We start from the raw sequence: 11,677 nt of genomic DNA on the forward strand, positions 1-11,677 counted from the left end.
ATCAATATAAAAATGGAATTTTATTTCATTTTCTAACGTAAAAGGTTAGATAATATGACACAAAACAAAAAACAGCCCCCATGCCGCATCGATGAAACGATGGACCGGAGGCTGTTTCTCCAAGATTCAGATCGCGGCGAGCTGTTCAACTGCGGGTACGTAATCGTAGCCCAAATCCAGAGCGACTGCTTCGTAGGTCACGCGGCCAGCGATCACGTTCGCTCCGCTTCTAAGCGCCGGATTGCTTCGGATCGCCTGGGCCGCCCCGAGATCCGCAAGCTGCAGAGCGAAAGGAACCGTCGCGTTCGTCAAGGCTATCGTTGACGTCTGTGGCACCGCGCCGGGCATGTTGGCGACCGCATAGTGAATAACGTCGTGTTTGACATACGTCGGATGCTCATGGGTCGTAATTCGGTCGATCGTCTCTACGATACCTCCTTGGTCGATGGCAACGTCAATGATGACCGCATTTTTCTTCATGGATTTGACCATCGCCTCGCTAACAAGCCTCGGCGCCTTCGCCCCTGGAATAAGCACGGCGCAGATGAGCAGGTCCGCTTCCGACACTGCGGCAGCCAGGTTGGACGGATTGGAGACGAGCGTCTGCACCCGATGACCGAACAGATCGTCCAGCTCCCGAAGCCTTGCGGCGTTCAGGTCGAGAATCGTCACCTCCGCCCCTAAGCCTACCGCGATTTTAGCCGCGTTCGTACCAACGATACCGCCACCGATCACGACGACCTTCCCCCGCCGAACCCCGGGTACGCCGGAGAGTAGAATGCCCATACCTCCGCTTTTCTTTTCCAGTAGTTGTGCGCCGATCTGCGATGCCATCCGTCCTGCGATCTCACTCATTGGGGACAGCAGGGGAAGGGTGCCGGCCACGTTAATCGTCTCGTAAGCGATCGCCGTCACCTTGGATCGTACGAGCGCTTCGACCAGTGCCGGCTCGGCCGCCAGATGAAGATAAGCAAACAACAGTAAGCCCGGGCGGAAAAATTCGTATTCGGAAGCCAGAGGCTCCTTCACTTTCATGATCATATCGGCCTTCGCCCACACTTCAGACGCTGTATCGATCAGCACTGCTCCTGCTTCGGCATATTCCGTTTCGGTAAACCCGCTTCCTTCCCCCGCTCCCGCCTCGACCATCACGCGATGTCCGCGCCTGGTCAGCTCCTTGACGCCTGCAGGCGTCAATGCGACTCGATTCTCGTTGCTCTTAATTTCTTTGGGAATTCCAATGTTCATCCTGGTCACCTCGGTTATAATTGATGTTCGATTTAGTGACATTGTACAGACGATCATTTCGCTTGACACGAGACATCCTGTCGATGTATTTTCCAAAAAAATATACATATTGTTGAAAAAAGCAATGACAACGGCTGCTTCCTTGCGTTATCCTTGTTCACATACTTAACATGGGGAGTGTTTGCTTGAAGACAGAGCTGGAGTTTACAATCGGAGACTTGCTGCAGCGGCCTATCTTCGGAACCGCCGCTCTGGCAGGAGGGAGCCGCGGCGTTCACCGCAAGGTCGGATGGGTTCACGTACTTGAAATTACGAATATTTCTCCTTACGTGAGCTCTGGAGACCTGATTCTCTCTACGGGAATATGGATTCATCGTCCGGAGCAGGAACGAACCGATTACCTGCAGCAGCTCATTCGGAGCGAGGCGGCTGGCCTGTGCGTCGAGCTCGGGACTTCCATCGACCGCGTACCGGAGGAGCTCGTCGCGATGGCAGAGGAACACGACTTTCCGCTTATCGTGTTCGAGAAGCCTGTTCGATTTGTCGAGATTACCCAGGATATTCACGCCTTGCTTATTAACCGGCATCATCAGATGCTGAAGACTACGGAGCTCTTCTCGCGTCGGTTGCAGCAGCATACGCAGCAGAGCACGGATGTTGCCGCTGTACTTCGCCTTCTGCATGAAGAGACATCGCGACAGGTTTTCTATATCTCGTCCATCGCGTCCAATCGTTTTTTTCCCTCGCTCACGGGAGCCGCAGCCTCTCGAATTTCCGAATATTACCACAGAGAGATAGAAGCACTGTTCATGGACAATCGCGATGAGAAATATATGTATGATATGGATGAGAGCGCTTCCCTTCTCGTTCATCCGGTCGTATGCTTCGGGCAAGTGTTTTCCGCTGTCGGCATCGTTCTGCCGCGCGACGCCCGAGCCGAATTTTTGTCGCCGCTGTTGGATCATACGGCCAAAGCAATCGCAACTCTCGTCTTGAGGACGCAATTTTTGGAGGAGAAGCGGCTTCGCAACCAGAACGAACTGATCCAGCAATTGCTCGACAATCGCTTGGAGAACGAAGAACAGGCACAGACTAGCATGGGGCTCCGCTTGCTGGCGAAAGGACACTATCTGTTCGCCAGCGGAAGCATTGAATTTGAGGACAAGCGGGAGGAATCGGGACCCGAAGGAATGGAGGCGGCCAGGCAGGATGTGCTCGTGCTGCTGCGTTCCTTGCTTAAGAGGCACGCCCTTGCCAATCTCGTCATGATCAAGGGTAATCAAATCAGCCTGCTTGCCGCCAAGGAAGCGATTGTCGAAGAATCTGCAGCCTCCTTGCTCAAGACGATCCGGAGTATTGCCGACGAACTGACCCGCTTTGCGGCTCGGCAATTGCCCTACGTCATGCTGCATGCCGGATTCGGCAAAATCAGAACGAGGATGACGGAAAGCTGGCGAAGCTTCCACGAAAGCTATCAGGTCATCGAGGTGAAGCGAATCATTCCCGCTCTCTCCGACGCGCTATTCTATGATGAACTGGGAGCCTATCGCCTTCTGAAAGCCGTGCCAAGGCAATCCATTCTGAGCGAATTCATAGACGATCAGTTGGGAGCGCTCGTCGCCTACGATCTGCTGCATGGAACACAACTGGTAGAGACGCTGGACGTCTATCTGAAATGCTTTGGCTCCAAGCAAGATACCGCCGCCAAATTATTCGTCCATCGCCAGACGTTATATGCCCGGCTGGAGAAGCTTGAGGAACTGCTCGGAGCCGATTACGGCAGCCAACATAGACGAATCGGCCTTGAGCTGGCGCTTATGGGGCATCGAATGCTCGGGCAATAAAATACCGCCGTCATAAGCGGAATGATTCACGAATAGGCTTGTTAGGCTTGTTCCGTTGCTTCAAGCGCCGTCAACAGTCGCTCCAGCTTGGGCACGTAACATCTCCGCAGCTCGGCTAGCTCCTTCCCTATCGCTTCCTTGAACCTGAGGGAGCCCATCGCGGCATGAATGCGATACTCCGTCAAAGGCTCTCTCATGTAACCCAGCGGAAAGCCCGCCAAGATCGTCCTAAGCCACAGCTCATAGTCATGGGTATAAGGCAGCTTCTCGTTGAAGCCGCCCATTCGGGCGAATAGAGAGGCCGTCATCATCACCGTACAGCCGTTCACGGTATTGCTTAGCCGCATTGAACGATAAAACTGGACCATTGAGCTATCCGGCAGCCGAACCGGCTGTCCCTCAGCGATCCCCTTGCCGTCCATGCGCAGAAAAGCGGTATGCGCGATCGCGTATCCATTCTCCTGCATGAAGCGGACTTGGCCGGCGACTTTATCCGGGAGAAACCGATCGTCCGAGCTAAGCCAAGCGATATATTGTCCAGCCGCTTGTCGGAAGCCAGCATTGAGGGCGCTCGCCGTGCCCCGATTGGGCTGATTAATCACCTTGACGCGACCGGCCCCCTCAAGTCGATACAGGACATCCGTCTCTCTCTGCGAACCGTCATTCACGACGATAATTTCAAGAGGCCGATAGGTTTGCGCCAGCGCGCTTGCCACAGCCTCATGCAAATAAGGGTCGTTATAGAACGGAATGACGATCGATACAACCGGGTCTAGGGAATCCTGAATGACGGTTCTCCCCCTTCCATTCTCCTTCGCCGCCGCTCCTCTGCCAACGCATGACGAATCGATTCAGGGAAGGTCACCGACGGACTCCACCCCAGCTCGCGAATACGAGAAGCGTCTCTGGAAAGAGGGGATGGAGATGGCTGGTCGTCGCCTACTATCCATCTCAACCGGACGGCCGCCGCTTCATCGAAGACCGCCTTGACTTCTCCAAGCGTACGGCGAATACCGGACTCGATCGCATAGCTTACGCCAGGCAGGCCCTTGTTCAGAATCGCCTCGTACGCAGCCGCGGCATCCCTTACATCCAGAAAATCCCTGGATTCATCCAGCGAAGAAAGACGAAAAGGCGGTTGATCCTCCCCAAGCTCTTCGGATGCCGCCACCCAGCGGACAATCTTGCCGCATAGGCCTCCGCTGTTGCCGGGACCGACCAGATTGGAGGGCTCGGCGATCATCACCGGCAGGCTGTACCAGTGATGCCACGCCTGCGCAGCCGCAGCCTGCAGCGTCTTGCTGAAGCCGTAAGGATGAAGGGCTTCGGCAAGACGCGACGGATCGGAACGGAGCATGGAACCGACCACTAGCATGCGGCATGAATCAATCGCACGCACGCCTTCCAACAAATTCGCAGTCGACATCAGATTCGCTGCAAGCGTCGCCGTCGGCTCTTTCCACGAGACATCCACGGCATTGCGGCCGGCCAGATGCAGTACGGCTTCCGGCCGGATGCTGCCCAGCAGCTTGTTCACCGCAGTCCCGTCCGTTAGATCGCACCCCTCAGCATGGACAGCCGTCAGATTTTCGCTGATTAGGGAGCGAGGAGACAGGATGGCAATGACCTCCCAGCCCGAATTCGCGAATGTACGGCAGGCGTGCAAGCCCGTGAACCCCGCAGCGCCGGTAATAAGTATTCGGCCCGGAGTCACGACAACGTCATCTGCCGCCGAAGCTCGCTCAACATCTCGACATAAGTCGGAGGCTCATAGGCAAAATCGCTGCGGGTCGCTGCCAGCGTACGATCGATGACAGGCTCATCGTCCGGGATAATTCGGACATCTCTCTTGTCGAAGCACTCCTGCATCAGAAGCAGCAGCTCGTGCTTGGACAGTTTTTCCGGCGATGTCAAATGGAGCAGGCCGCCCACCTTCGGATGCTGGATCAGCCATTCAACCGCTTTGGCCAGCTCAAGCGTCGTCACCCCGTTCCACAGCACGTTGCGATATCCGCTTACCTTCCCCTGCCGCGACAAAAACCACTGCATCAGGCCGATGCCCGACGCCTTTTCGTCCGGCCCGATAATCGATGTCCGAATGGTCGCATGCCCAGGCTGATTTATTTCTCCCAGCGCCTTGCTTCTGGCATATACCGTCGTCCCATCCGGCTCGTCTCGCTCGGAATAACCGCCGCGGCGGCCCGAGAATACGCAATCCGAGCTGATGTGGATAAGCCTGGCCCCGATCCGGTCTCCCAGATGACGAAGCCAGTGCGGAAGGAATCCGTTGACCCTGTAAGCCTCCAGCGGATGATCCTCCGCATGATGATTCAGAATGCCCACGGCATTCACGATAATATCCGGCGAGATTTCCGCGACAAGCTCGTCTACCGCATCGAAGGCCCGCACGTCGAGCTTCCGAACCTGAAGGCCCTCAAGCGCCTTCAAGTTCGATCTCGGCTCCGCCTGCGGCCTGACCGTAACGACCAGCTCGTCGGCCGAGCTGGACTTCAAATGCGCCGCGACCATATGACCCGCCATGCCGTATCCGCCAAGCAGCAGGATTTTCACGTTAGGAACCCTCCCCGCTCCAGCATTTCCCGAATTTGCGTCTTATCCATTAGACATTGACTGGAAGAAAAGCTTTCGAAGTCGACAGGACTATACCCTTCGTAATGGCTGCGCAGGCCGGGAATGTCAAGCGTGGGCAAAATAACGAGATACTGATCGTCGAACACGATTGTGCTCAAGCTTTCGTATTCCGTCAGCAGAATCTCATGAATCTTCTCCCCCGGACGAACTCCCGTCTCGATCATCTCTACGCGTTTGCCGAGTGCATCCATCAGGACATCGGCCAGGTCGACAATTCGGCAGGTTGGCATCGTCATCACGAATATTTCTCCGCCAATGCTTTGCGCCGTCGCCTTGAACAGCAGCCGGATGGCATCCTCCAGCGTCATGAAGAAACGCGTCATTTCGCGGTCGGTCAAGCCGATCTGATCCTTGTGCTTGATCTGATTCAGGAACAGATGCACGACGCTCCCATTCGTCCCTAGCACGTTGCCGCCTCTGACGCATACGAACTTCGTATCGGTGTGCAGCAGGTTCGCGTAGACGATCAGCTTCTCCCCGATCGCCTTCGTCATCCCGTAGAAATTGGACGGATTCGCAGCCTTGTCGGTGGAAATATTGATCACGCGGCCTACCTTATTTTCGATGGCCGCTTCAATCACGTTCTGCGTGCCGATCACGTTCGTTTTCAAAGCTTCATAGGGCTGATCCTCGCACACCGGCACATGCTTAAGTGCGGCAAGATGGAAGAGAATATCGACGCCGATGCAAGCTTTGGACAACGCCTCGCGATCCCGAACGTCGCCGATCCGGAAAGTCAGCCGAGGGTCCTCGAACGCCCGGCTCATGGCCACCTGACTGGATTCGCTGCGGGAATATACGATGACCTCGGCCGGATTCATCGGCAGCAGTTGCTTAATTAATTCGTACCCCCAGGAACCGGTCCCTCCGGTCACCAGAATACGCCGATCATTAAACATCCTTTTTCCCTCCAACCACAAATTTCGCCACTTTATCCGACACGTTGTCCTCCAGGTATCCTTCAGGGCACTTCCAGGCTCCTCCCAAGGACAGCATCACCCTCGCCGCTCTCTGAATCGCTTCCGGTTGAACGCCCGCGACGATATTGCTGCCGCAATCTACCGTCTCGGGTCTTTCCGTGGTCTGCCGAACCGTGACAGTCGGCACCCCGAAGATGCAGCATTCTTCTTGAACAGTCCCGCTGTCCGTAAGCGCCAGCAGGGCGTTTTTCTCCAAATGAACAAAATCGAAAAATCCGAAGGGCTCATGGAACGATACAAGCGGATGCAGGGATGCGCGAACTGCTGCCGACAGTCTCGATTCCGTACGGGGATGCAGACTGCATACGAGAGGAAGACCATGCTCCTCCGCCGTGCGGCTCAATCCCTGCATAATTCCCTTCAGCGCATCGGGGGCATCGACATTCTCCGCGCGATGAATCGTCGCCAGCAAATACTGCCCGCGTGTGAGGCCGTGGCGTGCGAGAATCGAGCTGCTCTGAATTCTCTCTTCGTAATGGAGAAGCACCTCGTAGATCGGATTTCCGGATCGGAATGTTCGCTGGACAGGAAAGCCTTCACGCAGCAGGTTTTGCTTGCTGTTCTCCGTGTAAGGCAGATTATAGGTAGATACGGCGTCGATGATCCGGCGGTTCTTCTCCTCGGGCACGTTAAGATCGAAGCAGCGATTGCCCGCCTCCATATGAACGACAGGAATCCCCATGCGTTCGGCGACGAGCGCGCACAATGCGCTATTCGTGTCGCCGAGCACAAGCACTCGGTCGGGCTTCTCCTGCCTAAGCACCTGCTCCACTGCGCCGAACATAGCTGCCAATTGTCCTCCGACCGTCTCTTTACGTTCGTTCAGGAGCAGATCAGGCTCGCGCAGTCCCATTTCCGTGAAAAAAACGCCGCTTAAGCTGGACGTAAAATTTTGCCCCGTATGCACCAGCACATGCCGCTCGGCAAGACGATCCAGCTTGCCGATCAATACGCTGAGACGGATAATCTCGGGCCGGGTTCCCAGTATCGTTACGATGCGCATCGTTTCACCTTCTTCGTTGTGCTTTTCTGCCCGTAGCCTTCCGGCCTGCCGAACGGCCGCGGCGCCTGACCGACCTGCGCCTCTTTGCCTTTGTTGCGCGTCTGCGGCGAAGCTTGCCCCCGCCTCGCGCCGAAGTCCCGCCAAGCCCCAGCAGCGTAGGTCCGGACGGCAGCTTCTGCAGCTCCTCATCAGGCACCGCGGAGACGTCCTCGAAGGCATACCCCCTTTGCAGAAAGGCCTGCTCCGAGCCGAAAGGCCGCTTCACGCCATGCTCCACCAGATAGACGGTCGGCCCGCTGCCTCGCCACAAGGAATTACGCTTCCGGACCATCGACGGCGGGAGCTGTTCGATCAAGGCATCGAGCCGTTGCCGGAACGCATCGACGCCGAAAGCCTGCTGAGCCGCCGCCATATTGCGCTCTCCCACCGCTAGCCGCAGCTCGTCGTTGCTAAGCAGCGCATTCACCCGTTCGGTTAAGCCTGCGACATCTCCGGGCGGTACCAAATACTCCCGATTGCCCGTCGCTTGGAGAATCTCGGTCAGCCCTCCGGAGGAGAAGGCCACGACGCCTTTGCCGAATACGAGTCCCTCCAGAGCAGTCATTCCGAAGCCTTCCGCGACCAGGCTCGGCACGACAACGACATCCATCACGGGGAAGACATGCTGAATCTGCTCGGCGAACGGAAGAAAGATAAAGCGATCAGAATAGCCGGATTCGGCAGCGAGCCTTTGGCAGTGCCGATAATAAGCGTCGTCCGCGGACTTCCCAAGAACGAGAAACCTCATCCTGCGATCGGATGCCGCAATAGGCAGCATCGCATCTATAAATTGCTCCAGACCTTTGCTTCTGTAGATGGTTGCCGCCAGGAAGCCGGCCACGCGATGATGCTCTCCCCAGCCGTACAGCTGACGCAATCTCATCCGATGGTATGGCCAGCTGTTGGGGAGCAATTCATCGCGATTCATATAGGGGGGAAGCATGAATGTTTTCGACTGCGGCGCATGCTCGTGAACGGGCTTAAGCGTGGTGTGGGAAATCCCCGCAACGATATCGCTGTTTGCGGAGATCAGCTCCACGGCCGTCTTGCGATCCAGACGGTCCATAATCGTCTCCATCAGCATCCAGACCGTGGGAAACCCCAACGCTTTCGAAGCTAACGCCGGCAAAGGATGGACGCTTGTATTGACAAGTACGCAGCTCGGGCGCTCCTCCTCCAACAAAATATGGATGCGGCTCCAGGAGGGGTGCTTTTTCATCGCAGCGAGCTCCTCGTGAATCGTAGGAGCCGCAGTATACAAGGAAACGCACAACGGGATATCCAGCATGACGATCTTGATGCCCATCGCCCTCGCCTTATCCGCAATCTCTCCACCCTGCGGTACGACCAGAACGCATTGGAAACGACGGAGCATCTCCCGGGTGATCAGCAGGAGCAGCTTCTCCGCTCCCGTCACGAAGGACTGGCTGCAAATATGCGAGAAGATCACCAGCTTCGGTTTTGCGCCGTTCACGACCGCGCATACCGATGAATGGTCACGGGTATGTCCGCCACCTCCTTAAGCCGAGTTGTACAATGTATGGGAAGGACAGCAATCACGGCGCGGCGATTAACCATTTTTCATCAAATCTATTAACTGGTTCAGCCTGGATACGTACGTATGATCCTTTAGCGTTCGGTAGAGCCCCCTTAGGGCGATCATTTTGCGCTCTTCCTCGTGCTCCAGATAATACTCGGCTTTGGCGGCCAGATCCTCCGGCGAATCGTAGGTTACGATTTCATGTCCGGGAATGTAATATTGGGCAAGATCCTCGCGCCAATCGGTCAATTGAAGCGTCGCGGATGCGGATATTTCGAACGTTCGCGGATTCGGCGACAATGCCGTTATCTGCGCGCTGTTCTGGTTAAAGGTGCCGTCATCGTGAGCTCTGTGCGAATTAATGACGATTTTGTGGGCGTTGTACCTTTCCGTCGTTTCCTCCGGCTCCATCCAGTTCCCCAGCTCGATAACGCCTTTCCAGCGCTCATATTCCGTCAGACGGTCCCACCAGAATCCCGAAATGTACAGGCGCCTATGCGAGATAAGCGGCATAAGCTGATTAAATAGATTGACGCGATTCCAGTAGGCGCTGCCGATAAAACAAATCTCTCCCCTCATCGCGAGATCTGTGTTGCGGGGGCGATAAGCCCCGGGGAACACCCCAAGGGGCAAGTAATAGACGTTGGCGCAGCCTCTCTGCAAGTACAGCGGTACGCAATTGCGCTCCAGCGTAAAAACATGCGAATAATGAATGGCGATATCCGCCGTGACATCCGAATAATAAGGATCATCCGTGAACCAAATTGCCGTGCGAACTCCGAGGCCGTTTACCGCATGAATCTTATCGAGGGGCAAATGCATACCGTCCAGCGCCAATAGGAAATGGGGTCTTTCCTTTGCGGCAATCGCAGCAATATCATCCGTCGGCACGGCGATCGTTACTCTCTCCGCGATAACTCTTAATGTGGCGATAATTCCGTCATCCAACGGAGAGTATGGGAAGCCTTTGCCCGAGGTTACGTATAATACATGCACCGGGCGCTTCACCGGAACTGGCGTTGCCCGGCGTACGACAGACTCACACACACCTTGCCAGTGTCCGTCGGATCGGCCTAGTGCGTATCCGTCCTCTCTCCCCCTGCGATAAGCCGCGTTGTCCAGCCGTCTCGTACCCGGACGCTTCGCCTTTGCCAAGCCTCATCCCTCCCTCTTGTTGAATGGCCCCGTGGGCTGAGACTACACAAGACCGGCTGATTGCAGCAACCTGCGAATCCGGTTATTGAACGTATGATCCCGCCTAGTCCTTCGATATCCTCTTGCCGCCACCCATTGACGCTCCTCATCCCGTGACAAGTAGTGCTCCAATTGCTTAACCAGATCATTCGCGTCTCTGAAGACGGCAATTTCCGAGCCTATGGCGTAATACTCCGGCAATTCCTGGCGAACATCGGTCAACTGAAGGGAGGCGCACGCCGCCATCTCGAAGGTCCGCGGATTAATCGACTCGGCCTGCCAGTTGATCCCGTTCAGATTGTCCTTTCCCGCTTCCGTCGTGCGGTGCAGATTAATGACGATCTTCGCTCCGTTGTAATATTTGGCCGTCTCCGGCACCTCGATCCATCCGTCATTGACGAAATGGGACACAAGCGAATAATTCGTCATCCGTTCCCAAAGCTTGCCGCCGATAAGCACCTTCTTCCCCTGCAAAAAGGGCGCAATCGCGTCAAAGAGCTCGACGCGATTCCAGAACGCCATGCCGATAAAGCAAATGTCCGTCCGATACTCCGGAGGGACTGCCATTGGCTTGAAATAATCGGGATGGGAAGCCAATGGAAGATGGTGCACCTGCATACATCCGCAGGAACGGTACAGGGGCAGGCAGGAGCGCTCGTGGGTAAACACATAATCGTAGTGAGGAGCGATCTTCACCGTCAGATCGGTCACATACGGATCGTCCACAAACCAGATCATGGCCGGAATGCCCATCGCGCGAATCGCGTCGATCTGCTCCAGATGATCCGGCGGAAAAACATGCAGTCCATTCATGACCAGCACCGCGTCCGGCCGGAATTGTTCGGCCTGCAGACGCATCTCTGTCGCAGGCGAGACTCTCACCTCTGACGTTTCGCTCCGCAAGGCTGCGATCACGCCTTGATCAATCGCCTCGAAGCCTTGCGGCACATATAGAATCCGCGCGCGGCTTGGTGGGAATGTCTCCTGACGAACCGTTGCGTCAATGCCGCCGCAGATTCCTAATCTCCAACCGTCCAGCCACCCTTTCGCATAGCCGTCCTCGCGGCCGCGAAGGTGGTTTTTTCTGCTTGCAGCACTCCGCATCCTCATCACCCGCAATCAATATATGCGCCCCGGTTGGGTTGATCTTGGATACTTACCCGCCCCCAGCCAGAAT

General features: G+C 55.9%; 10 protein-coding genes. 1 reads left to right on the forward strand and 9 read right to left on the reverse strand.

Annotation, left to right across the window (positions count from 1 at the left end; genetic code table 11):
* Positions 1–126 precede the first annotated feature (126 nt).
* Complete coding sequence (gene ald / locus ACFO1S_RS14135) at positions 127–1,248, reverse strand: alanine dehydrogenase (RefSeq protein ID WP_204604770.1); 1,122 nt, start codon at positions 1,246–1,248, stop codon at positions 127–129.
* A gap of 185 nt (positions 1,249–1,433) precedes the next feature.
* On the opposite strand from ald, the gene ACFO1S_RS14140 reads away from it, so the two are divergent.
* On the forward strand, positions 1,434–3,092 hold the full coding sequence (locus ACFO1S_RS14140; RefSeq protein WP_204604771.1) for a PucR family transcriptional regulator: 1,659 nt from the start codon (positions 1,434–1,436) through the stop codon (positions 3,090–3,092).
* A gap of 41 nt (positions 3,093–3,133) precedes the next feature.
* Here the strand turns inward: ACFO1S_RS14140 and ACFO1S_RS14145 are convergent, their stop codons facing one another.
* From ACFO1S_RS14145 to ACFO1S_RS14180, 8 genes are all read right to left on the reverse strand, one after another.
* The gene (locus ACFO1S_RS14145) at positions 3,134–3,943 is read right to left on the reverse strand and encodes a glycosyltransferase family 2 protein (RefSeq protein ID WP_378126999.1); all 810 of its coding nucleotides are present in this window, start codon (positions 3,941–3,943) and stop codon (positions 3,134–3,136) included.
* Positions 3,865–4,806, reverse strand: a complete 942-nt coding sequence (locus ACFO1S_RS14150) for an NAD-dependent epimerase/dehydratase family protein (protein WP_204604773.1) — start codon at positions 4,804–4,806, stop codon at positions 3,865–3,867. The genes ACFO1S_RS14145 and ACFO1S_RS14150 overlap by 79 nt, the downstream gene beginning before the upstream one ends.
* Positions 4,803–5,663: a dTDP-4-dehydrorhamnose reductase family protein gene (locus ACFO1S_RS14155; protein ID WP_204604774.1), complete on the reverse strand. Its 861-nt coding sequence runs from the start codon at positions 5,661–5,663 to the stop codon at positions 4,803–4,805. The genes ACFO1S_RS14150 and ACFO1S_RS14155 overlap by 4 nt, the downstream gene beginning before the upstream one ends.
* Positions 5,660–6,643: an SDR family NAD(P)-dependent oxidoreductase gene (locus ACFO1S_RS14160; protein ID WP_204604775.1), complete on the reverse strand. Its 984-nt coding sequence runs from the start codon at positions 6,641–6,643 to the stop codon at positions 5,660–5,662. Before ACFO1S_RS14160 ends, ACFO1S_RS14155 begins: the two co-directional genes overlap by 4 nt.
* Entirely contained in the window at positions 6,636–7,727 is a 1,092-nt protein-coding gene (gene wecB, locus ACFO1S_RS14165) for a non-hydrolyzing UDP-N-acetylglucosamine 2-epimerase (protein ID WP_204604776.1), read from the reverse strand. Before wecB ends, ACFO1S_RS14160 begins: the two co-directional genes overlap by 8 nt.
* A gap of 4 nt (positions 7,728–7,731) precedes the next feature.
* Entirely contained in the window at positions 7,732–9,240 is a 1,509-nt protein-coding gene (locus tag ACFO1S_RS14170; RefSeq protein ID WP_204604777.1) for a glycosyltransferase family 4 protein, read from the reverse strand.
* A gap of 96 nt (positions 9,241–9,336) precedes the next feature.
* Positions 9,337–10,461, reverse strand: coding sequence for a CgeB family protein (locus tag ACFO1S_RS14175; protein WP_204604778.1), 1,125 nt, complete (start codon positions 10,459–10,461; stop codon positions 9,337–9,339).
* A gap of 42 nt (positions 10,462–10,503) precedes the next feature.
* The gene (locus tag ACFO1S_RS14180) at positions 10,504–11,604 is read right to left on the reverse strand and encodes a CgeB family protein (protein ID WP_204604828.1); all 1,101 of its coding nucleotides are present in this window, start codon (positions 11,602–11,604) and stop codon (positions 10,504–10,506) included.
* Between the last annotated feature and the right edge of the window lie 73 nt (positions 11,605–11,677).

The sequence above is a fragment of the Cohnella boryungensis genome (assembly GCF_042651945.1).
Classification (GTDB): domain Bacteria; phylum Bacillota; class Bacilli; order Paenibacillales; family Paenibacillaceae; genus Cohnella; species Cohnella boryungensis.